The sequence below is a fragment of the Candidatus Pelagibacter sp. Uisw_127 genome, from assembly GCF_047722515.1.
Classification (GTDB): domain Bacteria; phylum Pseudomonadota; class Alphaproteobacteria; order Pelagibacterales; family Pelagibacteraceae; genus Pelagibacter.
The window spans coordinates 512853-535803 of sequence record NZ_CP159815.1 but is presented as its reverse complement, the minus strand read 5'-3'; the positions used below and the strand labels follow the sequence as shown (position 1 = coordinate 535803).

The 22951-nt window shown below is 29.7% G+C and carries 31 protein-coding genes; 7 read left to right on the top strand and 24 right to left on the bottom strand.

Annotation, left to right across the window (positions count from 1 at the left end; translation table 11 throughout):
* Positions 1 to 5 precede the first annotated feature (5 nt).
* The 7 genes from ABXT65_RS02945 to ABXT65_RS02915 are packed head-to-tail and all read left to right on the top strand — an operon-like array spanning position 6 to position 6945.
* Positions 6 to 1259 carry a sarcosine oxidase subunit beta family protein gene (locus ABXT65_RS02945; RefSeq protein ID WP_415324061.1) on the top strand — a complete coding sequence of 418 codons (1254 nt, stop codon included), beginning with the start codon at positions 6 to 8 and terminating at the stop codon, positions 1257 to 1259.
* Positions 1259 to 1534: a sarcosine oxidase subunit delta gene (locus ABXT65_RS02940; RefSeq protein ID WP_415324060.1), complete on the top strand. Its 276-nt coding sequence runs from the start codon at positions 1259 to 1261 to the stop codon at positions 1532 to 1534. The genes ABXT65_RS02945 and ABXT65_RS02940 overlap by 1 nt, the downstream gene beginning before the upstream one ends.
* Positions 1535 to 1537: 3 nt before the next feature.
* Positions 1538 to 4546, top strand: a complete 3009-nt coding sequence (locus ABXT65_RS02935) for a sarcosine oxidase subunit alpha family protein (RefSeq protein ID WP_415324059.1) — start codon at positions 1538 to 1540, stop codon at positions 4544 to 4546.
* Positions 4539 to 5102, top strand: a complete 564-nt coding sequence (locus tag ABXT65_RS02930; protein ID WP_415324058.1) for a sarcosine oxidase subunit gamma — start codon at positions 4539 to 4541, stop codon at positions 5100 to 5102. The genes ABXT65_RS02935 and ABXT65_RS02930 overlap by 8 nt, the downstream gene beginning before the upstream one ends.
* 37 nt (positions 5103 to 5139) lie before the next feature.
* A complete protein-coding gene (locus ABXT65_RS02925) occupies positions 5140 to 5907 on the top strand; it encodes a transporter substrate-binding domain-containing protein (RefSeq protein WP_415324057.1) in 768 nt (255 codons plus the stop codon).
* Between the two features lie 40 nt (positions 5908 to 5947).
* Complete coding sequence (locus ABXT65_RS02920; protein ID WP_415324056.1) at positions 5948 to 6688, top strand: amino acid ABC transporter permease; 741 nt, start codon at positions 5948 to 5950, stop codon at positions 6686 to 6688.
* The gene (locus ABXT65_RS02915) at positions 6688 to 6945 is read left to right on the top strand and encodes a GNAT family N-acetyltransferase (protein ID WP_415324055.1); all 258 of its coding nucleotides are present in this window, start codon (positions 6688 to 6690) and stop codon (positions 6943 to 6945) included. Before ABXT65_RS02920 ends, ABXT65_RS02915 begins: the two co-directional genes overlap by 1 nt.
* 76 nt (positions 6946 to 7021) lie before the next feature.
* On the opposite strand, the gene ABXT65_RS02910 is transcribed toward ABXT65_RS02915, so the two are convergent.
* From ABXT65_RS02910 to ABXT65_RS02795, 24 genes are all read right to left on the bottom strand, one after another.
* Positions 7022 to 7189 (bottom strand): hypothetical protein, encoded by a 168-nt coding sequence (locus ABXT65_RS02910; protein WP_415324054.1) that lies wholly within the window; start codon positions 7187 to 7189, stop codon positions 7022 to 7024.
* A gap of 280 nt (positions 7190 to 7469) precedes the next feature.
* Positions 7470 to 8447, bottom strand: a complete 978-nt coding sequence (locus ABXT65_RS02905; RefSeq protein WP_415324053.1) for an FkbM family methyltransferase — start codon at positions 8445 to 8447, stop codon at positions 7470 to 7472.
* A 322-nt stretch (positions 8448 to 8769) separates the two neighbouring features.
* Entirely contained in the window at positions 8770 to 9366 is a 597-nt protein-coding gene (locus ABXT65_RS02900; protein WP_415324052.1) for a hypothetical protein, read from the bottom strand.
* 118 nt (positions 9367 to 9484) lie between these two features.
* Complete coding sequence (locus ABXT65_RS02895) at positions 9485 to 10081, bottom strand: hypothetical protein (protein ID WP_415324051.1); 597 nt, start codon at positions 10079 to 10081, stop codon at positions 9485 to 9487.
* 119 nt (positions 10082 to 10200) lie between these two features.
* On the bottom strand, positions 10201 to 10773 hold the full coding sequence (locus ABXT65_RS02890) for a hypothetical protein (protein ID WP_415324050.1): 573 nt from the start codon (positions 10771 to 10773) through the stop codon (positions 10201 to 10203).
* A gap of 111 nt (positions 10774 to 10884) precedes the next feature.
* Positions 10885 to 11454, bottom strand: a complete 570-nt coding sequence (locus tag ABXT65_RS02885; protein ID WP_415324049.1) for a hypothetical protein — start codon at positions 11452 to 11454, stop codon at positions 10885 to 10887.
* A 115-nt stretch (positions 11455 to 11569) separates the two neighbouring features.
* A complete protein-coding gene (locus ABXT65_RS02880) occupies positions 11570 to 12142 on the bottom strand; it encodes a hypothetical protein (protein WP_415324048.1) in 573 nt (190 codons plus the stop codon).
* Positions 12143 to 12257: 115 nt separating this feature from the next.
* A complete protein-coding gene (locus ABXT65_RS02875) occupies positions 12258 to 12824 on the bottom strand; it encodes a hypothetical protein (RefSeq protein WP_415324047.1) in 567 nt (188 codons plus the stop codon).
* 118 nt (positions 12825 to 12942) lie between these two features.
* The gene (locus ABXT65_RS02870; protein ID WP_415324046.1) at positions 12943 to 13326 is read right to left on the bottom strand and encodes a hypothetical protein; all 384 of its coding nucleotides are present in this window, start codon (positions 13324 to 13326) and stop codon (positions 12943 to 12945) included.
* Positions 13292 to 13504 carry a hypothetical protein gene (locus ABXT65_RS02865; protein ID WP_415324045.1) on the bottom strand — a complete coding sequence of 71 codons (213 nt, stop codon included), beginning with the start codon at positions 13502 to 13504 and terminating at the stop codon, positions 13292 to 13294. Before ABXT65_RS02865 ends, ABXT65_RS02870 begins: the two co-directional genes overlap by 35 nt.
* 115 nt (positions 13505 to 13619) lie before the next feature.
* Positions 13620 to 14189 carry a hypothetical protein gene (locus tag ABXT65_RS02860; protein ID WP_415324044.1) on the bottom strand — a complete coding sequence of 190 codons (570 nt, stop codon included), beginning with the start codon at positions 14187 to 14189 and terminating at the stop codon, positions 13620 to 13622.
* A gap of 118 nt (positions 14190 to 14307) precedes the next feature.
* A complete protein-coding gene (locus ABXT65_RS02855) occupies positions 14308 to 14892 on the bottom strand; it encodes a hypothetical protein (RefSeq protein ID WP_415324043.1) in 585 nt (194 codons plus the stop codon).
* Between the two features lie 133 nt (positions 14893 to 15025).
* Positions 15026 to 15607: a hypothetical protein gene (locus ABXT65_RS02850; protein ID WP_415324042.1), complete on the bottom strand. Its 582-nt coding sequence runs from the start codon at positions 15605 to 15607 to the stop codon at positions 15026 to 15028.
* A gap of 120 nt (positions 15608 to 15727) precedes the next feature.
* Positions 15728 to 16303 (bottom strand): hypothetical protein, encoded by a 576-nt coding sequence (locus tag ABXT65_RS02845; protein WP_415324041.1) that lies wholly within the window; start codon positions 16301 to 16303, stop codon positions 15728 to 15730.
* 117 nt (positions 16304 to 16420) lie between these two features.
* Positions 16421 to 16993 carry a hypothetical protein gene (locus ABXT65_RS02840; protein ID WP_415324040.1) on the bottom strand — a complete coding sequence of 191 codons (573 nt, stop codon included), beginning with the start codon at positions 16991 to 16993 and terminating at the stop codon, positions 16421 to 16423.
* A gap of 114 nt (positions 16994 to 17107) precedes the next feature.
* Positions 17108 to 17692 carry a hypothetical protein gene (locus ABXT65_RS02835; protein WP_415324039.1) on the bottom strand — a complete coding sequence of 195 codons (585 nt, stop codon included), beginning with the start codon at positions 17690 to 17692 and terminating at the stop codon, positions 17108 to 17110.
* 115 nt (positions 17693 to 17807) lie between these two features.
* On the bottom strand, positions 17808 to 18392 hold the full coding sequence (locus tag ABXT65_RS02830) for a hypothetical protein (protein ID WP_415324038.1): 585 nt from the start codon (positions 18390 to 18392) through the stop codon (positions 17808 to 17810).
* A complete protein-coding gene (locus tag ABXT65_RS02825; RefSeq protein ID WP_415324037.1) occupies positions 18393 to 18971 on the bottom strand; it encodes a tetratricopeptide repeat protein in 579 nt (192 codons plus the stop codon).
* Positions 18972 to 19181 carry a hypothetical protein gene (locus ABXT65_RS02820; protein WP_415324036.1) on the bottom strand — a complete coding sequence of 70 codons (210 nt, stop codon included), beginning with the start codon at positions 19179 to 19181 and terminating at the stop codon, positions 18972 to 18974. It abuts the gene before it with no gap.
* A 14-nt stretch (positions 19182 to 19195) separates the two neighbouring features.
* Positions 19196 to 20011: a PrsW family intramembrane metalloprotease gene (locus ABXT65_RS02815; RefSeq protein ID WP_415324035.1), complete on the bottom strand. Its 816-nt coding sequence runs from the start codon at positions 20009 to 20011 to the stop codon at positions 19196 to 19198.
* Positions 20012 to 20016: 5 nt separating this feature from the next.
* Complete coding sequence (locus tag ABXT65_RS02810; protein ID WP_415324034.1) at positions 20017 to 20931, bottom strand: hypothetical protein; 915 nt, start codon at positions 20929 to 20931, stop codon at positions 20017 to 20019.
* The gene (locus ABXT65_RS02805) at positions 20921 to 22429 is read right to left on the bottom strand and encodes a hypothetical protein (protein ID WP_415324033.1); all 1509 of its coding nucleotides are present in this window, start codon (positions 22427 to 22429) and stop codon (positions 20921 to 20923) included. The genes ABXT65_RS02810 and ABXT65_RS02805 overlap by 11 nt, the downstream gene beginning before the upstream one ends.
* A 27-nt stretch (positions 22430 to 22456) precedes the next feature.
* Entirely contained in the window at positions 22457 to 22723 is a 267-nt protein-coding gene (locus ABXT65_RS02800) for a hypothetical protein (protein WP_415324032.1), read from the bottom strand.
* Entirely contained in the window at positions 22723 to 22947 is a 225-nt protein-coding gene (locus ABXT65_RS02795; RefSeq protein WP_415324031.1) for a hypothetical protein, read from the bottom strand. Before ABXT65_RS02795 ends, ABXT65_RS02800 begins: the two co-directional genes overlap by 1 nt.
* Positions 22948 to 22951: the final 4 nt, after the last annotated feature.

The following is a 22951-nucleotide window of genomic DNA, read 5'->3' as shown; positions in this document are numbered from 1 at the left end:
ATATTATGAAAAATAAGTATTCCATATTTTCTTTAATCAAAAATGCTTTTTCTTATCATGAGAATTGGCAAAAAGCCTGGAAAGATCCGGTTATAAAAAAAGAATACGATGCAATTATTATTGGTGGTGGTGGTCATGGTTTAGCTACTGCTTACTATTTAGCTAAAAAATATAATATGAAAAATATTGCAGTTGTTGAAAAAGGCTGGATTGGAGGTGGTAACACCGGAAGAAATACTACCATTATAAGATCTAATTATTTATGGGATGCAAGTGCTGGTCTTTATGATCATGCATTAAAACTATGGGAAGGTTTATCTCAAGAGATAAATTATAATGTAATGTTTAGTCAAAGAGGTGTGATGAACCTTGCTCACAATTTACAAGATATTAGGGATTTAAAAAGAAGAACACATGCCAATAGATTAAATGGTATCGATGCCGTTTATTTAAGCACAGAGGAAGTTAAAAAATTTTGCCCTATTATCAATACATCACCTGATATCCGTTACCCAGTATTAGGTGGAACTCTACAAAGAAGAGCTGGAACTGCAAGACATGATGCTGTTGCATGGGGATATGCTCGAGGAGCAGATGAAATGGGTGTTGATATAATTCAAAATTGTGAGGTCAAAGGAATTAAAAGAAATGGTGATGAGGTTGAGGGAATAGAAACTACTAGGGGATTTATAAAAACAAAAAAAATTGGTGTAGTTGCTGCTGGCCATTCAAGTGTTCTAGCTAACATGGCTGGTTTACGATTGCCTTTAGAAAGTAAACCGCTTCAGGCTCTAGTCTCTGAACCTGTTAAACCAATTATTGATACCGTAGTAATGTCTAACGCTGTTCATGCTTATGTTAGTCAATCTGATAAAGGTGAACTTGTAATAGGCGCTGGTACAGATGATTATATTTCTTATTCACAAAAAGGAAGTCACGATATTGTAGAGGGAACCTTAAATGCAATTTTAGAACTCTACCCAATTTTTAGTAGAATGAGAATGCTTAGACAATGGGGTGGAATTGTAGACATTTGTCCAGATGCAAGTCCTATTATCAGTAAAACAACTATCAAAGGTTTATACTTCAACTGTGGTTGGGGAACAGGTGGATTTAAAGCAACGCCTGGATCAGGTGATTTATTTGCTCATACAATTGCAAACGATGAGCCTCACAAATTAAATGCTGCTTTCAACTTAAATAGATTTATTAGTGGTGACCTTGTTGATGAACATGGTGCAGCGGCGGTAGCTCATTAATGTTTTTGATTACCTGTCCTTTTTGCGGTGAGCGAGAACAAAGCGAATTTAAAGCTGGTGGAGAAGCTCACATTGAAAGACCAAAACAACCTACAGAATTAAGCGATGATGAATGGGCTGAATACTTGTTTATGAGAAAAAATATTAAAGGAGTTCAATTTGAAAGATGGAACCATGCACATGGATGTAGAAAATGGTTCAATGTAGTTCGTGATACTTCTAATGATGAAATAAAATTAGCTTATAAAATGGGTGAAAAACCACCAACAATCTAATCTATGTCAAAAAATTTAAGATTAAAAACTAGCAAGTTTATCGATGAAACCTCAAGAGTTTCATTTAAATTTAATGGTAAAGACTATTATGGTTTTAAAGGTGATACTTTAGCCTCAGCTCTATTATCAAATGATGTTCATTTAGTTGGTAGAAGCTTTAAATACCACAGACCAAGAGGAATAATGACAGCTGGCTCTGAAGAGCCCAGTGCAATTGTGCAAATAAATGACAATACAGATTTAACTGAACCAAACGTTAGGGCTACCGAAATTGAAATCTATGACGGCTTGGAAGCAACAAGTCAAAACTGTTGGCCTAGTGTAAACTTTGATATCGGTGGAATAAATAATTTTATATCCCCTCTTTTACCTGCTGGATTTTACTACAAAACTTTTATGTGGCCAGCTAATTTCTGGGAAAAATATGAGTATGTCATAAGGCACTCTGCTGGACTTGGAAAGTCACCAACAAAGCCAGATCCAGATATTTATGAACATAAGTATGTTCACTGCGATGTACTTGTTATTGGTGCTGGTATTACTGGGATTATGGCTGCGAAAACTGCTGCTAAAAATAATTTAAAAACTTTATTACTTGATGAAAAAAATGAAATTGGTGGATCTACAATTTATCAAGATTCAGAACATGTTAAGATAAATGATCAAAGTTCATCTACTTGGTTAGAAAATGAAATAATTGAATTAGAAAAATTAGATAATTTAGAAATTAAAACAAGAACAAGTGTTGCCGCATATCATGGTTATAATTATCTATTAGCTAGGGAAAACCTTACAGATCATCTATCTAAAGGTGAAAAACAAAACAAAGTAAGACAAAGATTATTAAAGATTAGAGCTAAAAAAGTTATTGTTGCTACCGGTTCTTTAGAAAGACCACTTGTGTTTAATAACAATGATAGACCTGGCATTATGCTTTCATCTGCTGTGAAAAAATATGCAGATTACTATGGTGTAGCTACGGGTCAAAAAAATGTTTTCTTTACGAACAATGATACAGCTTACGAAAGTGCAATTTCATTAAATAAAAAAGGAATTAAAGTTGAGGCAATTATTGATATTAGAGAATATTCTAATTCAGAGTTTACTAAGGAAGCTGAAAACTTAGGGATTAAAATTTATAGATCTCATACAGTTGTTGATACAGAGGGTTATAAAAGAATAAATAAAATTACTATTATGGAACTATCTAAAGATGGACAATCTTTTACAAGTTCAAAAAAAATTATTTTAGATTGTGATTGCTTAGCTATTGCTGGTGGATGGACCCCTGCTGTTCATTTGTTCACTCAATCAGGTGGTAAATTAAAATTCAGGAATGAAGATCAAGTTTTTATACCTAATAAGTATCCATCAGATCAAATTAGTATTGGTTCTTGTAATGGTGATTTTGAACTTGATGACATAATTAAAAGTTCATCAAAAACTTTAAAAGAGTTTTTAAATATAAAAGAAACTGATTACGATGATTTGAATATCCAATGTCCAAAAGATAAAGAAATTAGAAATATTTGGTTATTACCTTCTGATAAAGTTTTAGGAAAAACAAAACCTTTTGTTGATTATCAAAATGATGCAACAGCTAAAGATATCAAGCTTGCCCTTAGAGAAGGGTTTAGATCTATTGAACACGTTAAGCGTTACACAACAACAGGTATGGGTACCGATCAAGGTAAACTTGGTAATATGCATGCATTAGGAATTATTGCTGAAACTGCTGGAGTTAAGATGGGAGAACTAGGTACAACAACATTTAGACCTCCTTACACACCTTTAACATTTGGAACTATTGTTGGAAGAAACGTGGGGGAATATTTTGATACATTCAGAAGAACTCCTATGAACGACTGGCATATCGAACATGAAGCTGAATTTGAAAATGTAGGTCAGTGGAAAAGAGCTTGGTATTACCAAAAAAATAAAGAAACTATGCATGAGGCTGTTCAAAGAGAAAGTAAAGCTGCAAGAGATGGAGCTGGTATACTAGATGCTTCAACACTGGGTAAAATTGATATTCAAGGAACTGATGCTTCAGAATTTTTAAATAGAGTTTATACAAACGCCTGGTCAAAACTTGCTATTGGTAAATGTAGATATGGCTTAATGCTTAATGAAGATGGTATGGTTTATGATGACGGCGTAACAACTCGTCTTGATGAAAATCATTATATTATGACAACAACAACTGGTGGTGCAGCTAATGTATTAGGCAAACTTGAAGATTACCTTCAAACAGAATGGCCTGAATTAGATGTCTACTTAACATCAGTTACTGACCATTATGCTACAGCTAGTGTTTGTGGTCCAAATAGTAAAAAAATATTAAATAAAATAATTCCTGATTTAGATCTATCTGATGAAAACTTTCCTCACATGTCATTTAAAAATGCAAAAATTGGTGATGTAAAATGTAGAGTAATGAGAATTAGTTTCACAGGCGAACATAGTTATGAAATTAATGTTCAAGCAAACTTTGGGAAATCTCTTTGGGAAAAATGTATGGAAGCTGGTGAAGAGTTTAATATTACTCCATATGGAACAGAGACTATGCACTTATTAAGAGCTGAAAAAGGATTTATTATTGTTGGTCAAGACACAGATGGCACAATGACACCAATAGATTTACAGATGGACTGGATTGTAAGTAAAAAGAAATATGATTTTATCGGTAAACGATCTCTTTATAGATCAGATACGATGCGTGAAGACCGAAAACAATTAGTTGGATTATTAACAGATAATCCAGGTGAAGTTTTAGAAGAAGGTGCACAGATAGTTGCAGATACTAATTTAAAAGCAGTTGAAATGCTGGGTCATGTAACATCAAGTTACTATAGCCCAAATCTAAATAAGTCTATCGCTCTTGCGGTTGTTAGGGGTGGAAAAAATATGATGGGTCAAAAATTATTTATTCTGATGGAAAATAAAAATATTAATGTAACTATTGTTGATCCTGTATTTTTTGACAAAGAGAATGAAAGGTTAAATGCTTAATTATAATACATCTATAAAAGAAGATAAATCTTACCCCAATTTAAAGATGAAAGAAATTAAACCTATTATGAAACTAATCATAAGAGGCAAAACAAAAGAGTTTATTTCAGCTATTGGTAAAAATTTAAGTATGCTTTTGCCAACTAAAGCTAACACTTCGACATCCGGTGAGACCTTAACTGCATTTTGGCTAAGTCCAGATGAATGGATGTTAGTTTCAAACGAAGTTGTAAGTGAAGATACCAATACTTATGAAGTTGAGGATAATTTAATTAAAAATATTTCAAAGAATAACTTGGGTGCCATAACAGATGTTAGTGACCAATTTGTAATGATAAATATAAAAGGAAGTAAAGTATTTGATCTATTTGCAACTGGATCACCATTTAACTTTAATGAATTTAAGAATAAAAAAGGCTCTGTTGTTCAAACTATATTGTCTCATATTGATGTGATTATACATCTTACGGAAATAAATGAGGTAAATTTATTAGTTAGACGGTCATTTTCTCAACATTTATACTCATGGTTAACTGATAGTGCGTCAAGGTTATAGACTTATACTCTACTAAATTCGATGTTATATGGGATATATGAAAAAAATACTTTTAGTGGTGCTATTAGCACTTTTACCCTTCTCTCTTAACGCAGAATCTAAACTTAATCAGATTTTATCATCTGGTGAGTTAAAAGTTGGAACTACAGGTGACTGGGATCCAATGAGCATGAAAGACCCAGCTACAAACAAGTACGTTGGTTTTGATATTGATGTTATGCAAGAATTAGCAAAAGATATGGGTGTAGAAGTTACTTTCGTACCTACTGAATGGAAAACAATCGTTTCAGGAATAACGTCTGGAAGATATGATGTTTCAACTAGCGTAACTAAAACTGCTAAAAGAGCATTAGTTGCAGGATTTACAAATTCTTATTATAAATATGGAACAGTTCCTTTGGTATTGAAAAAGAACCTTAAAAAATTTCCAACTTGGGAATCTTTAAATAGTGAAAAAGTTACTATTGCTACAACACTTGGAACATCTCAAGAAGCCAAAGCAAAAGAATTTTTTCCAAAATCAACATTAAAATCAATTGAATCTCCAGCTAGAGACTTTCAAGAAGTTTTATCAGGCAGGGCTGATGGTCATATCACTAGTTCTACTGAAGCAAATAAACTTGTAATTAAATATCCTCAATTAGCAATCGTACAAGATGGTGGTAAAAATCCAGCTGTATTAGCTATGATGGTAGATCAAAAAGATCAAGTTTGGATTAATTATGTTAATCAGTGGATTGAAGTGAAAAAAGCTTCAGGCTTCTTTGATAGCTTGCTTAAAAAGTACGATTTAAAAAGTTTATAATAGGTTAGATATTTTAATTTAAATCTTTATAATTTTAAAAGTGAAAAAACTACTTTTTCTACTTTTATTTTTATCACTTTCGTCATGTACCGATCATGAATGGGGTTGGTACATACTCTCACCTAATAAAGTAAATGGCTTAACTAACTTAAAATTTTTGTTAAGTGGAATGGGTGTAACAATCTATATCTCTGTAATTTCAATTGTAATATCAATGATATTAGGTTTTATTGTTGCAATACCCTCTTTAGCAAAAAATAAATATCTTACTTATATAAATATTGGCTACGTTGAGATTGTAAGAGCAATACCCTTGTTGGTTCTAATCCTATGGGTTTATTATGGTCTACCTATAATGACAGGACTAAGCTTTAGCCCATTTGTATCTGGAATTATTGCACTTGCAATTAGTGAAAGCGCTTTTCAAGCTGAAATTTTTAGAGCTGGAATTAATTCAATTAAAAAATCTCAATGGGAAGCTGGAAGTTCTTTAGGGTTAAGTTTTTATAAAAGATTAAGGTTGGTAATACTTCCACAGGCAATAAAAAATGTTTTACCAGCATTAGGTAATCAATTTGTTTATGTTTTAAAAATGTCATCATTAGTATCCATTATTGGAATTGCAGACCTTACACGTAAAGCTAATGAGCTTGTTGTATCTACCTATAGGCCTTTAGAGATCTATACTTTTCTAATCCTAGAATATTTAATTTTAATATTGATTGTGTCTTATTTTGTAAGAAAATTAGAAAAGCGACTTGGACAAGATGGCAATAATTAATGAATAAATTGGATAATACAAACTATGATATCGATTTAACTGATGGTGTTGTTACATTTAAAAACATTAATACGACACTCGGTTTTGTTAGATATAATGAGGAAGCTGAAGTTGAGTATATCTTTGTTAATCCAATGTTTAGACGTAAAGGACTTGCTAAAAAACTATTAAGAATTGTTGAGGAAAAAACTAAAATTAAACCCATGCCACAAGATCCAATAAGTCCTTTAGGTGAAAAACTTTTTAAAATTAACTAAATAAGAGTTTAATTAAAGTTCTAAGACACCAGGTAGCAAAATTTCCTATATTGAACTTAATTTAACAGATTAACATTTATATTAATTTTGAAAGCTTATCTTTCATGGTTAGTTTAAGTTTTTTTAATGTTCTTAAATCATACCAAGTTTCTTGTCCTCTTTTTTGTTTTCTTACATTTTCAGCAATATTTACTTTTTTTTTAAGATCTTTATGTTTTTCTTTAAATTTATAAGTGAAAATCATGATTTAATAACCTCATTCTCACACAGATACTGAAATTAATTAACATGAATTAAAACAGTAAACTTTACATGTGACAGAGTGTAAGTAGTCTGAGGCACCGGTTAATAGAACATCTCAAGATGTTATGGGATTGTATAAGATTAAATAGGATAATGTAGGATTTTAAATAAAAATTTTTTCATTTATTTTTTAACATCATCTTTGTAAATATGGGTGAGTTTTCTAATTAGATTAATAACATTATTCATAGTAATCAATTTATACCAAATAAAATGGATAGTTAAATTTCATTATTCACAGACTCTTCTGAGAGTTCTTTGATTTGCAATATCCTATTTAGTCTTTTAACCTTTGCTTCTATCAGTTTATGTAATTGTTTTAAGTTATATTTATTTATAACATGATCATTTAAAAAACTATTTATAAACTTTAATAGATCTGCTCTATTATAAATAGAAATAATAGTGATGTACTTTAATACTACATTCTCTGAGATTTCATTTCTATTAAATTTTTTTACAATATCTTCGGGCCTTCTTAAAAACAAAATGTCAGAATGCTGAGGCTGACCAGTAAAGCGAAATTGATCCCTTTCCCACTTATGAATATTTAAAAAATCAATAAATTCAAAATTTTGTTTTTCCATTAATTTAACTACATCTGAAAAAACTTTTTGATTTTTTCTTATTTGAAAAAATTCACACTCAATTTCTAAACCCAAAACACCCTCTAAGGTATTGGTTGCTCCCTCTAAAATTTCATAATGATGGCCTTCTGCATCAATTTTTATAAAATCCAAATTTTTATCAAAAAAACTTCTATCTATAGTCTCTGTTTCCATTTCAATTTGTTTTGTAGTTTTAAAACTTTCAGCATTAAAAAAATTGATTTTTCCTTTGTATCTATTGATGTGATCAAAATTTGGCTCGGAAACAGAAGAACACAGAGGGTACTTGGCAATATTAAATTTAATATTTTTGTCAGCTACAGAAGAAAATAATTTTGAAATAATATTTAACGATTTAAATTTATTATTACCAAAAATACTATTCTCATAGGCATCAACAAGAGAGACGTTTAATATCTTTTTTATCAAATACCATTTTTTTTGAATACCTCCTGTGGCACCTATATCTAAAATATCCAAATCTATCTCAAAATTATAAATAATTTTTTTTATTTTATAATTTTCTTTCCTTAAATATTTAAAAAAAAAATTGATTATTTTTTTTAAAATTGGTTTAACTACTGATTTCATAAATTTAATTTTTAAATTTTGTAGATAAACTTTTTAACACAAAAAAAGGTAGGGGACCAGAAAGATCCAAGATATCTGGAAACAGAACACCCCCTACAACTCCTCTACTTTGTTGAATTTATAATGCTAATCGATCTTTGAATTGCAACTGCTCCCACATAGCACACAATATCTAATTTAAAATAATTTCTAGTGTCTCATTAAATTCAGGTTTAACTTTTAACATTAGATATCTACCCTCATTTACAATGTCATCAAGACCCATATAATTTAAGTTGTAATAAGGAGCGCGGGAAGTGTATTGTGGATAGTGAACATGGGCTTATTTATAAGCTTCATTAACTAAGAAATTATCGTACTCATTTGTGTATATATCCGCTCTTAAATGGTCGACCATAGTTTTGGTGTCTTTTTTACTAAAATTTAAGCATGATATAGCAATAAAATTATCAGTTTTTTTAAATTTAATTGCATAATAGTACGCAAATGAATTTCCCATGGGATAAGCAGTATGTTTTTTCTTGCCTTCGAATTTATCTACTAGATTATTTTCTATCTCTTTTTTAAATAAATTATTTATATCATTCATAAAATTATCCTTATCTTTTATACAATCTTTAAAATTAAATTTGTAACTATTAGTGCCAGATATACCTTTAATAATATAATTTTTATCTGAAGTTAAAAATGCTGCATCTATATTTTCGAAAGTTTTAGAAATATTATTAAAAGTTACTAACGTATATTTCTTATTTATAAAATAATTAGCCTTGTTATTTTCAATTTTACTAATACTTGCAAAATCTAACAAGCTATCACCAATACTCATCCCTTCTATCTCAAAGTCTCTAATATCATCTGCTTTAGTTAATGACTGGAAGGTAAACGTTAAAATAAGAATAAGTAATAATCTTTTCATGATAAACACTTTCTCACTGTGTCGTATGTGTGTCAAGATTTCTAGTAAGTTGTAATAAAAGTCGCGGGAAACGGTTTCTAGAAAATGACCAGGGGCTTATGAGTCCTGCGATTAATTATTAGTATGCTTCATTATTTAAAAAATATCTAATTTTTTTAGAGGTAATATTCACTTTTAAATTATCAGCCCAGTTTTTTTCATTTAGTATTTCTTTTCCCCATATATAGCATTCAACACTTATTTGATCGCCTGTTTCAGTTTCTATATAAAGACCATTTGCTATACTATTTCCAGTCTTATCAAAAGCATGTGGTCTAAAAGCATCTTCAGTTTTTTTTCCAGATTTAAATATTTCTGAAATTTCACCGAATATTTTTTTTTGTTTTTTCTCACAATCTTTTTGATTTGTAATATCAATTACACCACTTAAGTCTTCAATTATGTATGTGCCTGGATTTATAGTAAATTGTACTAGACTGTAAGTTTTAAAAAATCCTCTGTCTGAAAATGCTATACCTGCAAATTTTTTACTTTTAGGATAATAAAATAATTCTCTTTTTAAAATTTCATTTTTTGTTACACCTATGGTGTCTATATGGTCTAAAAGATTATCTCCTATAGTCATTCCTTCGATCTCAAAGTCTCTAATATCATCAGCCTTAATCCAAGATTGGAAGCTTAAAGTTAAGATGAGTATTAGTAATAATCTCCTCATAATAAACACCTTCTCACTGTGTCGTATGTGTGTCAAGAATTCTAAAGACGTTGAATAAGACTTATGGCTAAAGGATAACTAACAGCGGACAGCGGGTTTATGAGTCCTGCGGTTGATTGTTAATTACTTACAGAAGACAGCCAGTCACCAAAAACCTTACTATCAGCATTTAAACTAATATTATCATGAAATTTAGAATCATTTGCCCAATTTTTAGTTTCTATAAATACAGCATCACCGTTATCAAATAAATAAATTGATTGTTTGGCAAAACTACCTGTTCCATGATTATCACTTGTTGGGTATTTAATTGTTTTTTTTGTTGGTTTAATATTTGATACTTTTTCGAATTCTTTTTCTATTTCGTTTTGAAAATCATAACAAATTTTAATATCTTGTGTACAAAATTTCATCCCACTAATAGAATAAATCTTATAATTATTATCTGCTGGTTTAAAAAAAAAACCTAATTTATCAAATTGTTTAATTTTTTTATCTCTAAATTCTGAATAAGAAAAAGTTTTATCTGGATACCAGTCTTTTAACCCTCCTTTAATCTTTGTAATATCAAAATGATTCAACAAACTGTCTCCAACACTAAATCCTTCTATCTCAAAATCACGAATATCATCAGCCTTAGTCAAAGATTGGAAACTAAAAGTTAAAATGAGAATTAGTAGTAATCTGTTCATAATGAACACTTTCTCATTGTGTCATATGTGTGTCAAGATTTACTGGAAGTTGAAATAAGGGTCGTGGGAAGTGGATTATGGATAATGACTGCGGGCTTATGAGTCCTGCGGTTAATAATTTTGTGCAGTAGAAAACCAGCTTTCTATTTCCTGTGTACTAATTGTTATTCTAAAACTGTCTGTATATCCTATTTCTGCAGACCAATCATAACAGCCTGTTGATATTGTTCCATTTTCTATATCAGAAAATGAATTTGTAATATAACTTTTTCCAGATTTATCTGCTTCATGTTTACTTTTAGTATTATGACTAAATTTAGCATTACTAAATAAAGTTTTAATATCTTTATCTATTTGTTTTTTTTTTAAGTAACACTCTATAATATTAAATTCATAATCTTTAATTCCACCAGCAGCATGAATTATGTATTTTTTATCATCTTTTTTGAAATGAAAAATTATTGCCTCATATAATCCTGATGGTGTAAGAATTTGAACACCATAAAATTTATCATCTTTGTACCATTTCATTTTATGTTTTTTAAGTTTAGTAATAGAAAAATAATCTAGCGCACTGTCCCCAATACTCATCCCTTCTATCTCAAAGTCCCTGATATCATCTGCCTTGGTCCAGTTTTGAAAACTAAACGTTAAGATAAGAATAAGTAATAATCTCTTCATAATAAACACTTTCTCACTGTGTCGTATATGTGTCAAGATTTACGGTAAGTTGTAATTAAGTAAGTGGGAAGTAGATTGTGGAAAGTGACCGCAGGCTTATGAGCCCTGCGGCTGATTATTTGTATGCTTCATTAATTAAAAAATAAGCATATTTTTCTGGATTAACGGTAATGGATAATCTTATGTCTTTTCCTGACTTAAAATATTTTTCGCAGTTTAATACAATAGCCTCAACAGAAGGATAAGGTTTCAAATAAAATTGCAAACCGTGTATAGTTGATTCACCATCTTGACTTTTATATTTAGTTTTTTCAAAATCATCATAATCAATTAATTTTTCAACATCACTTCTAATTTGTTTTTTATTTTTTAAACATTCATTTAAATTTTCAAAATAAATACTTCCTGATAAACTAGAGACTATATATTTTTTATCATTTTTTTTAGTTGTCACACTTAATTGACTGTATCTGGTAGTTTTTATCAATTTATCAACTATATAAATAATAAACTTATCGTTTGGATATTGATCTCTTGCTTTAATAGATTTAATTTTTTCCTCAGAGGCAAAATCGAGCAAACTATCCCCAATACTGATCCCTTCTATCTCGAAGTCGCTAATATCATCGGCCTTAGCCCATGATTGAAAACTCAACGTTAAGATAAGAATAAGTAATAATCTCTTCATAATAAACACTTTCTCACTGTGTCGTATATGTGTCAAGATTTACGGTAAGTTGTAATTAAGTAAGTGGGAAGTAGATTGTGGAAAGTGACCGCGGGCTTATGAGTCCTGCGGTTAATTAATTGTAAGCCTTATAATCAATCCATTTTCTATACTCTTTTGTTTCAATACTTAATCTAAAAACATCAATCCAAGAAAATTTAGTATGATCATAGTCATAACAAGAAATGGTAATTAGATCACCTGAATCAAATATAAAATCTATGTAAGTAAATATACCATGAGCCGAATTATTAAATGTTACTTTTTTTGATGGAGCAATATTGGGTAAGGAATCAACTATAACCTTTTTAACCTCATCCATTTTTCTATAACAATTGTTAATATCGTTTGGAAAATCTAATTCACCATTTATTGCTTCAGCTTTGAATTTTTTATCATTGGTTAAATAGCTAACTTGGATTCCCTCATATGAAGAACCTTCTGTAGTGCGAAAAGTTTGTGAGGTATAAGTGTTATCTGAATAATAATCTGCCGTATTAGTTGTTAGATCTTTTCTATCATAAAATTTTAATAAACTTTCACCTAGACTTAACCCATCTATCTCAAAATCCCTAATATCGTCTGCCTTAGCTAAAGCTTGGAAGCTAAGTGTTAAAATAATGATAATTAATAATCTCCTCATAATAAACATTTTCTCACTGTGTCGTATGTATGTCAAGATTTCTAGTAGTTTGTAATAAGGGCTGCGGGAAGTGGCTTGTGGATAATGACCGTGGGCTTATGAGTCCTGCGATTAATTATTAGTATGCTTCATTAGATAAAAAATTACGATATTCAGAAGCATCAATATTCAAAACAAGTGCATCCTTATATTCCATATTTTTGTCCCAATCGTAACAATTCACTTTTACTGCATCATCATTCATAAAAATAAAATAAATAGAGGTAATTTTACTTTTTCCAGACTTATCTGCTCGGTGAGCTTTACTAACTTCTTGGATGGTAACTTCATTACCAAACATTTCTGATAATTCTTTAACTATTTCGTCTTTTTTTTTTAAACAACCTTGGATATCATTTGGAAAAAAAATTCTACCTCCTATGCCAACAATTTTCTTATCATTTTCGGAGAAAGTAAATTGAACACTTTTAAAAATTTTGATTAGCAAAACTAATACCAACAAATTTTTTACTTTTGGGATAATAAAATATATCTCTTTTATTAATTTCCTCTTTGCTAAAATGATCCAACAAATTATCGCCAACGCTCATGCCTTCTATCTGAAAGTCCCTAATATCATCAGCTTTGGTCCATGATTGAAAGTTTAACGTTAAGATAAGAATGAGTATTAATCTATTCATATTAAACACTTTCTCACTGTGTCGTATGTGTGTCAAGATTTTGAGTAAGTTGTAATTAAGCAAGCGAGAAACTGCTATTGGATAATGACCGTGTGCTTATAAGTCCTGTGGTTGGTCAGTCATAGGCAGTAATAAGAAAATCATTAAATTTATTAGTGTTTATCGTTAAAGCTAAATGATCATCCCATCCCAGAGTAACGCTATAATTATAACAATTAACAATAATAACTCCTGAAGTACCCCAAAATGCAACTCTTGTAATTTTACTTTCTTCATCAACACTATGTGTTTCAGCTACTTTTTCTTCTTCTTGAAAGCCTGGTAAAGATATTCTTATATCATTAACAATATTATCTAATTGATTATAACATTTTTCTATATTCTTATTTTTATAAGAAATTATTCCAGAAATAGCATGAATAATATAATTTGGATCATTAGATTTGTAATCAAAATCGATGCCTGAATATTTTTTAAAAAAAGAAAAATTATTCATTTCTACTGGAGTAAATTTTTTATCTTTATAGTATTTTTTTGAATTTTTTTTTATCTCTTCTTTAGTAAAAAAATCTAGGGCACTATCTCCAATACTGATCCCTTCTATCTCAAAGTCTGTAATATCATCAGCTTTAGTTAAAGTTTGGAAACTTAACGTTAGGATAAAAATTAGTAATAATCTCCACATAATAAGCACTTTCTCACTGTGTCGTATTTGTGTCAAGATTTAGTGAAAGTTGTAATTAAGCAAGCAGGAAACTGTTATTGGATAATGACCGTGGGCTTATGAGTCCTGTGGTTGATTATTAGTAAGCTTCATTTTTTAACCAATCTGAGAATTCTTTTGAATCAATTGCTATAGTTAAATGGTCTATCTTGCCATTTTTTTCTGTTTCTTTATTATAATCATAACATTCAATTACTATTTCATTTTTTTTTCTAAGAGTAACAAAAATACTTCTCACAGTTCCTGAAGTTTTATCCATATGATCGACTATGCCAGAGTCATAATAATCAATATAATCAAAATCTTTTTTAAACTGCACGCTAATTTTTTCTAATTCATTATAACATTTCCCAATATTATTTGGATAATCAATCTGACCACCAATAGATTGAATTATATACTTGTTGTCATTCTTTTTTATATGAAATTGAACGTGATTATATAATTCAAATTTTGAGTCATTATATAGAGTAGCAGAGTAAAATTTTTTGCTCTGGTAAATGAAGCCAACTTTTTTTCTCTCATCAATTCTTTCTTTATCAAAATAATCTAAAGCACTATCCCCAACACTCATACCCTCTATCTCGAAGTCTCTAATATCATCAGCCTTGGTCCAGGATTGAAAGTTAAGTATTAAGATAAAAATTAGAAGTATTCTCTTCATAATGAACACTTTCTCACTGTGTAGTATGTGTGTCAAGATTTCTAGTAAGTTGAAATAAGGTGTGTGGGAAGTGAGATCAAACCACTGACTTCAGGCTTATGAGTTTTACAGTTTTACTTTAATGGATTCATTATTAATTTAAACTTACAAAAAAATCAGCTAATTCCTTTGTTAAAATTGACACTTTTAGATTATCTCTCCACCCTTTTTCTCTTGTTAAATTTTTACTCCAATCAAAACAACTTATTACCAGGGAATCACCACTAGATAAATCATATGCAATTTGATAAACTTTACTTTGTTTCGTTGTATCTGCCCAATGATCGTAAGTATCATCATTTAGTTTATAATCTTTTAAACCTAATTTTACATCAGCAGCTATATCTTTTTGTAAATCTAAACATTTATTTATTGCATCGTCAAAATAAATCATGCCGTCAATTCCATAGATTGTACGCTTTTTATCTTCTGGCTTATACGTAAATCTAACTTTTTCATAAGTTTTATATTTAGCGTCAGTAAAACCAATGACAGCAAAAGTATGTTTATACTTGTATTCATATTTTTTTCTGTTCAGAAAAATCTTATCAGAAATATGCTGTTTTATAGTATTACCAACAGTAACTCCCTCAATCTCGAAGTCTCTAATATCATCTGCTTTAGATAATGTTTGGAAACTTAAAGTTAAAATAATGATTAGTAATAATCTCTTCACAATAAATACTTTCTCACTGTGTCGTATGTGTGTCAAGATTTACAGTAAGTTGTAATAAGGGTCGCAGGAAGTAGGCTGTTGATACAGACCGGGAGCTCATGAGTCATGCGGTTGATATTATTAATAAGCAGAATTTTGTAAGAATTCTTTATATTCATACTTTCTTATTGAAATTCTTAAGGCATCAGTAAAACCTGATTCTTTACTCCAATCTTCACAAAATATTGATACCGCATCTCCATTTGGAAAGATTAAATCTTGTTGGGTAACAATTGTTTTACCAGATTTATCAGCACGGTGAACAAAATCATCTTTTTTAGTTATAGATATGTTTGAAAATAATGTTTGTATTTCTAAAGAGACTTCATCAAATAATAAATGGCATTTTTCAATATCGTGTCTATAAAATTTAATTGCTTCAATGCCTTCAAGTTTGTATCTCTTATCATTTGTTAAATAAATAAACTGTAAACCATCATAGTTTTTTAAAAAGAGAAGCTTTAAATCAGCTGAAATTGAATATTTATTATTCTTAAACCAGTCTTTTTGATTATCTTTTAAGATTTTTTTACTAATAAAATCTAATGCACTATCCCCAATACTAATTCCTTCTATCTCAAAGTCCCTAATATCATCAGCCTTAGATAATGCTTGGAAACTTAATGTTAAGATAAGAATAAGTAATAATTTATTCATAATAAACACTTTCTCACTGTGTCTTCTGTGTGTCAAGATTTCTAGTATGTTGTAATAAGGGTTGCAAAAAACAGTTTCTGAATACTGACCTCAGGCTTATGAGTCCTGCGGTTGATCTTAATAAGCTTCGTTAAGCATCCAATTAAAAAACTCTTCTGTATTAATTGCTATAGTTAATCTATCTCCATAGTCCATAGTCTCAGACCAATTTGTACATATAACACGTATGTTGTCTCCATTCTTAAAATAAATGGTTGTACTTTCATCATAACTATTCCCTGATTTATCTAAAGATCGTTCGTATTTATTGTCTTCTTCTTTTTCAAATTCACCTATAACACTTTTTATCTCTTTCAAAATCTGAGTTTTTTTTGTTTTGCATTTGTTAAAATTATTTCTAAATGAGAGGTCAGCCATCATTGAATATATGATATATTTATTATCAGAAGCCTTAACACTTACTGTAATCATGTCATATTGCAAAAGTTCTATATCAACGCTATATTCTTTAAATTTTTTACTTTTAGGATAAATAAAAGGTTTTTGATTATCAATATATTCTTTGCTAACAAAGTTTAACAAACTGTCTCCCATACTAATCCCCTCTATCTCGAAGTCCCTAATATCATCAGCCTTGGTGAATGATTGAAAGCTAAACGTTAAGACAATGATTAGTAATAATCTTTTCATAATAAATACTTTCTCACTGTGTCGTATGTGTGTCAAGATTTCTAGTAAGTTGTATTAGGAAAGCAGGAAACAGTTTATGGAAAGTGACCATGGGCTTATGGGTCCAGCGGTTGTTTAATTATAAGCTTCATTTTTTATCCAATCTGAAAAGTTATTTGTTGAAATATTAAAATTGAGATGATCTTGTGATCCATGCGCTTCTGAATAATCATAACAAGCCACATCTAATTCATCATCATTGGGGAAAATAAAATTAACAACTGTAACTTTACTTTTGCCATCAACATTTTTCGGACTAGGATGTGAAAAAGTTGATTTTTCAGTCATAACCACTTTTCTAGAAAAAACACTTTTTATATCTACAATTATTTCATCCATCTTATCATAGCACTGTTCTATATTATCTTTATAATCAAGGATTCCACTTATTGAATGTATTGTATATTTTTTATCATTATATTTATAATGAAAATCAATTGAATTATAAATTTTAAAAAAATCATAATCATCATTTTGAACTCTTTTAAATTTTTTATTTGGGTATACCCACGTATTATCTTCAATCGCTTTTTTATTAAAATAATCTAAAGCACTATCCCCAATACTCATCCCTTCTATCTGAAAGTCTCTAATATCGTCAGCTTTAGTTAAGGTTTGAAAGCTTAACGTTAAGATAAGAATTAGTAGTAATCTGTTCATAATAAACACTTTTTCACTGTGTAGTGTGTGTGTCAAGATTTAGTGAAAGTTGTAGTAAGGAGCGCGGGAAGTAGATTGTAGATATTGACCACGGACTTAAGAATCCTGAGCTTGTTTAATTATAGCCATTGCTAAACCATCTTAATATTTCTTTGTTATAAGCACCTACATTAAAACTATCACCCCAATTTTTTTCCTTTGTAATTTTACTACTCCAGTCAGTACACTGAATTCTGACATGATCATCAGTATAATCTTTATTAAGTAGGTAAGCTATTTGATATTCTTTGGAGTTACCTGTTTTATCATACTGATGTTCTATAATACCTGCATCAACTTTTTTGGCACTGGCAAATAATTGATCAATTTCTTTTGAGACTATATTCATTTTTATTTTACATTTTTTAAAATCTAAAAATACAAAGCCAATTATACTTTTGATAATATAATTTTTATCTTTTCGTTTTAAATATATGTCTAAACTTTCATAATTTTTAAGTTCATTAAATGAAGTAATGTAATATTTAGAAGTAGCTGGTACATAATTTCTTATATTTTTTTTAATTTCTTTTATTGTCATAAAATCTAATAAACTATCTCCAATACTCATCCCTTCTATCTGAAAGTCTCTAATATCATTAGCCTTAGATAATGTTTGAAAGCTGATAAAAATAATAATTATGATAAATAGTTTTTTCATTTAACTTGGATTTGATTTTAATAACATAATATAAAAATCTCTTAATTCAATCATCTCTTTTGTTGGGTTGGGGTTGTATTCGTTAATTTCATCAAGAAGCCCCTCTGCCGTTGCATCGTGAAGTCCTTCTGAATTTAACCACTGAGAGGCACTAAGTAACCAATATTTTTTTGCCATTATAAGATCTTGTTCTAGTCCAGCTAGTCCTGAATAATAAAAAAAACCTATATTATAACTTGCTACAGTAAATCCAGCATCAGATGCTTTCTGGTTCCAGTATATTGCTTCATCATTATCTTGAGGAGCGCCATGTTCACCAGTAAAATAAGTCCAACCTACTGTTGTCATTGCATTAACTTGACCCTGTGCTGCTGCAGCACTTAAATAATAGATCGCTTTATCTGTATCTTTTGGAATACCGTTTTCACTCGAGCCACTTAAATATAAATGTCCTAAATTATTTTGTGAGACTATATCTCCTTTATCAGCTTCTCCGGTTAGATAAGATAAGTAATCAGCTTTTAGTGGTGTGTTAAAGAATAATAATAAAATAACTACGAGTGAGCTATATTTTTTCATTTACTTTTTGATACTTTTTTTTCTTTTAGAAATTCTTTTCTTTTTACCGGGTAAAGTTTGCATAATAGCAAGTATTACAATTATTATTATAGGTGAGATTATTATACTGGCCAACATCCATCCACCCGGCTCTCTATTCTTTGATTTAGCTAGTTTAAAAATTCCATAAAAGAATGCTGCATAAATTATTATAAATATTAAGATTTCCATTTTTTTCCTTTCTCTTAATTGTTTGCGTAAACTGCAGATAAAACAACTAAGGCTACAAAAGTAGAGGTAACCAAATAAGAATAAAAAACATCTATATTTTCTATTTTGGCTTTATCCATATCTTCTGTAATCCTTTTTGATTGTTCTCGTCTGTAGAAATAAATTATCCCTATCACCATTATTAGTGTTAAAATTGGAAATACATCAAAACCACCTAAATAATTATATGATCCATGAAAAATTACAGGCACAAGTAACGCCAATATAAGCATTAACCTTCTTTTAAAGGCACTTTGCTCTGCAAAAAGATTTAAACTCAACAGCCAACCCATTATCACACCGAAACCTAAATGCATAATTAAAGGATAGTATCTATCTTTAACCACTTGCATGGTCCAAGCTGTTTCTGGATCGATATTTACATATCCCATATTTTCCATAGCAGCATAACCTAAACCTATTGCAGCTCCATAAACTATTGCATCCATTGGTTCGTTTAAATCTGATAATCTCACACAGATAAAAATTAGTAAGGAAAATTTTAAACCTTCTTCTAAAAAAGCAGCTCTAAAGAAATGCATAAATGCTCTTTCAGCACCTCGAACCATTGTACTATCTCCTTCTAAGTTTAATCCTAATAAAGGAGCTAAGTGGTCATGAGTTACAAAAATTAGAAATTGTATAGGTAAATAAATTGATACACCTAGCAAGAATGAAGTAATAAGAAACTTTCCCGGCTCAGGAAATTTATCTGACTTCCAAATTATGATACCTATTAGGATTGGTGGAAGTATAGTTGCTAATAAAATAAAAGAAGGATCTCTTATCATCTTTGTTAAATTTTATAATCTATTTGTGGAACTATTTCGACATTATCAATTCCCATAAAACTAAACAAGTCTCTCCAAAGTTTTTCTAATGTAACATAAAGATCTTCACCATGTTCGTAAGAATGATTTATAAACAACACTTTAACTTTTAGGTTTTTAACCATTTCTGAAGTGGGCTTTGTTGCCTTCATGTAATTAGCAAAACTTTTTTCTTTTTTTAATAATTGAGCAAAGGTACCACACTTATCAGCTACTTGTTTTTTCTTTGGTTTAAGTTTCATGGCTGTAGATTTACAGTGTTTAAAAAAATTAACTCTTTTTGAAAATTGCATCAAATCAGAAACAATAACTAGTTCTCTTTCTTTATAGTCAGCACCAAAGTCAGAACTGGTTTCTCTTAATAAATGAACAATATATTCATAAATTAAACTTTGATTAGCTTCACTACTTTCAAAAAAACCATTTTGAATAGAGTTTATTTGCGTCTCCCATTGATTATAAATTTTTTTGATATTATCTATACCTTCACATTTTTTATTAACTTCATCGCCAGGAAACTTTTCATTTTTTATACCAGTTTTAAACCTACATTTTGAATACACAAATTTTTGAGTATGTGGTGGTTTCTCATCAATTTTTAAAAAAGAAATCTTATGATAAGGTGGTGTATCTGCAATTAAAGCTTCACCAAAAATTCTTCCTTTTACCCACTCTACTTGGGGACTTTCCCATTTAGATGTAAAGTCTACTAAAAAAATCTTATGTCCTAACTTAGCACTCATTGGGCAGAAATTAGTCTTATTAACATCACTATTTGAGCATTTTGGGAAACCGTCAGGTAATGATGCTGCATTCACTGTTAAAGACCAAGTTAAAATTAAAAATAAAGAAATTACAAGTTTATCTAATTTACGATACATTATAGCTACTCCTCATATCAGTTATTCTCTTGTTAACCTCTTCTTTGAAAGCGTTCACTTCTTTAACATAAGCCGTAACCTCTTCATTGATCTCATTATTTAAAGATTTAGTTTTTTCTTCAATTTGATTTTTGTCTAAATATATCACGGCCATATCTGAAAAAACTAATTTTGGGTCCATCTTATCCTCCGTAAGTGTATTAAATGGTTTTTTTATTATATTACCCTCTTTATCCTTCCAATATTTTGGGGCAGAAGATGATCTAAAATTAGAATTTAAAGACCTATATTCTTCAATAATGTGATCAGTGTCATCATCAATTTTTTTTACATACCTTCTATAATTTGCAAATGTAGACTCTAATTTAGTTACATTAATTGACCACTGTTTAAGACTTTCAGAAATTAGTAAATTTCTTTCATCACTAACTTTTTTAACCTCATTTTTAAACTGAATGTTAATTTCATTACCTAAGTGCTCTCTAATACGATTTATTTCTTTTTTGTTTTCGTTTCTATCTTTACCTATAGATCCATAACCAGGATATGGATCATCAAAAAAATATCCATCTAATAAAGAAAATAATGCAAAGCCTATTCCTATAAAGCTTAATACTGCCGCATAAAAGCTCCATGAAACTGTCCATGGATATAATACATTTCCAAATTCAGTAGCTTGGGCAACAACAGTTTCAGTTTGACCCCATTGTACAACTTGTCCTTTTTGTTCAGCTATCGCTCTGAAGGCACCAAGACACCAGTTTAGATAAATAATAAATACAGAGTAAAAAGCTAAAACAATTTTTGAAACGGTTCTTTTTAAACATTTTTGGAGATTAAAGTTTTTGACTAAAAAATAACCAGCTAAAAAAGATATAATTACATTTAGAGCAGCTACAGCAAAGGATATTCCCTGTCCTTCAGCCTCACCCCCTGTCATTGCTGGCCCTAATAATTTAGTATTAACTTTAACTTCTATAAAAAATAATGCAGCAGCAAACAAGAGTCCCCCTATCATTTTAGGAGTTGTAAGAGATTTCGGATCCCTACTTATATCGTGTGTTAATTTAAAATGTTTAACCTCTTTATCTTGCGTGTCATAAGAATCTTTTAGATTTGATAATCTTCCACTGCCAGTAGTTAAAGATTGCTCAACTCTATTTCTAAAACTATCAATAAAAAAATGTTTTTTCCCAAGTATTGCTGAATAGCCAATAATTTTATTTTTTATAGGATCTAAAAACCTAGCAGCTTCTGATACTGCCTCATGTCTTTTTTCATCATATTTTGTAATTGCTTCATTTTCAGTTATGGAAAAAACCTCTGAATTTTCTGAGGGTAAATTATTTGTTCCATCGCTTTCACCTTTTTTCTTTAGATCTATTTCATTCTCTATATCTGCAACTTTTAAATTTTTAAACTCAAAGCTCATTTTTTTACCCCTCAAAATATTTCTTACTACTTTTAAACTTCTTTCAATAAATTCAAACTTCATCATATTTTTATCTCTTTAGATAGTCTCCTTTTAGTTAGCGTTGTAGCCCTTTTTATACATACAGTGATCGTACTCTGCTGCGTTTTGGCCAAGGGCTGTTATGACCAAACTAAATTCTTCTGGCTTACACATAAATGGATCTTTACAAAGATATGTTGGTGACTTTGCATTAGCTAAAGAATTACAAAAACCACTATGAAAATCTAAATCTGAATTATTTCCAGATCTATGATCCCATGATGTGTTTGCACAAGATGTTAATAAAGATAATAAAATCAGATAGATAAACTTCTTCATTAGTTAACCCTCCTACTAAAAGTCATATAGATCAAAATCATAAATATTATGATTAATGAAATTGTTATGGCATTTTCAGATAAAAATTCTCTTACTTCAGTAAATCTTACTGCTCTAAAAGGATGAAGTATGTGATAACCAATATTATCAACTGATCTTACAATAGCTTCAAGCATACTAACAAATGCAACTGATAATCCTTTAAACAATAAAGGTAATTTCATGAAC

Coding starts and splice junctions, on each gene's coding strand:
- ABXT65_RS02945 (WP_415324061.1), top strand. CDS start 6: ATGAAAAATAAGTATTCCATATTTTCTTTAATCAAAAATGCTTTTTCT.
- ABXT65_RS02940 (WP_415324060.1), top strand. CDS start 1,259: ATGTTTTTGATTACCTGTCCTTTTTGCGGTGAGCGAGAACAAAGCGAA.
- ABXT65_RS02935 (WP_415324059.1), top strand. CDS start 1,538: ATGTCAAAAAATTTAAGATTAAAAACTAGCAAGTTTATCGATGAAACC.
- ABXT65_RS02930 (WP_415324058.1), top strand. CDS start 4,539: ATGCTTAATTATAATACATCTATAAAAGAAGATAAATCTTACCCCAAT.
- ABXT65_RS02925 (WP_415324057.1), top strand. CDS start 5,140: ATGAAAAAAATACTTTTAGTGGTGCTATTAGCACTTTTACCCTTCTCT.
- ABXT65_RS02915 (WP_415324055.1), top strand. CDS start 6,688: ATGAATAAATTGGATAATACAAACTATGATATCGATTTAACTGATGGT.
- ABXT65_RS02910 (WP_415324054.1), bottom strand. CDS start 7,189: ATGATTTTCACTTATAAATTTAAAGAAAAACATAAAGATCTTAAAAAA.
- ABXT65_RS02905 (WP_415324053.1), bottom strand. CDS start 8,447: ATGAAATCAGTAGTTAAACCAATTTTAAAAAAAATAATCAATTTTTTT.
- ABXT65_RS02900 (WP_415324052.1), bottom strand. CDS start 9,366: ATGAAAAGATTATTACTTATTCTTATTTTAACGTTTACCTTCCAGTCA.
- ABXT65_RS02895 (WP_415324051.1), bottom strand. CDS start 10,081: ATGAGGAGATTATTACTAATACTCATCTTAACTTTAAGCTTCCAATCT.
- ABXT65_RS02890 (WP_415324050.1), bottom strand. CDS start 10,773: ATGAACAGATTACTACTAATTCTCATTTTAACTTTTAGTTTCCAATCT.
- ABXT65_RS02885 (WP_415324049.1), bottom strand. CDS start 11,454: ATGAAGAGATTATTACTTATTCTTATCTTAACGTTTAGTTTTCAAAAC.
- ABXT65_RS02880 (WP_415324048.1), bottom strand. CDS start 12,142: ATGAAGAGATTATTACTTATTCTTATCTTAACGTTGAGTTTTCAATCA.
- ABXT65_RS02875 (WP_415324047.1), bottom strand. CDS start 12,824: ATGAGGAGATTATTAATTATCATTATTTTAACACTTAGCTTCCAAGCT.
- ABXT65_RS02865 (WP_415324045.1), bottom strand. CDS start 13,504: ATGAATAGATTAATACTCATTCTTATCTTAACGTTAAACTTTCAATCA.
- ABXT65_RS02860 (WP_415324044.1), bottom strand. CDS start 14,189: ATGTGGAGATTATTACTAATTTTTATCCTAACGTTAAGTTTCCAAACT.
- ABXT65_RS02855 (WP_415324043.1), bottom strand. CDS start 14,892: ATGAAGAGAATACTTCTAATTTTTATCTTAATACTTAACTTTCAATCC.
- ABXT65_RS02845 (WP_415324041.1), bottom strand. CDS start 16,303: ATGAATAAATTATTACTTATTCTTATCTTAACATTAAGTTTCCAAGCA.
- ABXT65_RS02840 (WP_415324040.1), bottom strand. CDS start 16,993: ATGAAAAGATTATTACTAATCATTGTCTTAACGTTTAGCTTTCAATCA.
- ABXT65_RS02835 (WP_415324039.1), bottom strand. CDS start 17,692: ATGAACAGATTACTACTAATTCTTATCTTAACGTTAAGCTTTCAAACC.
- ABXT65_RS02830 (WP_415324038.1), bottom strand. CDS start 18,392: ATGAAAAAACTATTTATCATAATTATTATTTTTATCAGCTTTCAAACA.
- ABXT65_RS02825 (WP_415324037.1), bottom strand. CDS start 18,971: ATGAAAAAATATAGCTCACTCGTAGTTATTTTATTATTATTCTTTAAC.
- ABXT65_RS02820 (WP_415324036.1), bottom strand. CDS start 19,181: ATGGAAATCTTAATATTTATAATAATTTATGCAGCATTCTTTTATGGA.
- ABXT65_RS02815 (WP_415324035.1), bottom strand. CDS start 20,011: ATGATAAGAGATCCTTCTTTTATTTTATTAGCAACTATACTTCCACCA.
- ABXT65_RS02810 (WP_415324034.1), bottom strand. CDS start 20,931: ATGTATCGTAAATTAGATAAACTTGTAATTTCTTTATTTTTAATTTTA.
- ABXT65_RS02805 (WP_415324033.1), bottom strand. CDS start 22,429: ATGATGAAGTTTGAATTTATTGAAAGAAGTTTAAAAGTAGTAAGAAAT.
- ABXT65_RS02800 (WP_415324032.1), bottom strand. CDS start 22,723: ATGAAGAAGTTTATCTATCTGATTTTATTATCTTTATTAACATCTTGT.
- ABXT65_RS02795 (WP_415324031.1), bottom strand. CDS start 22,947: ATGAAATTACCTTTATTGTTTAAAGGATTATCAGTTGCATTTGTTAGT.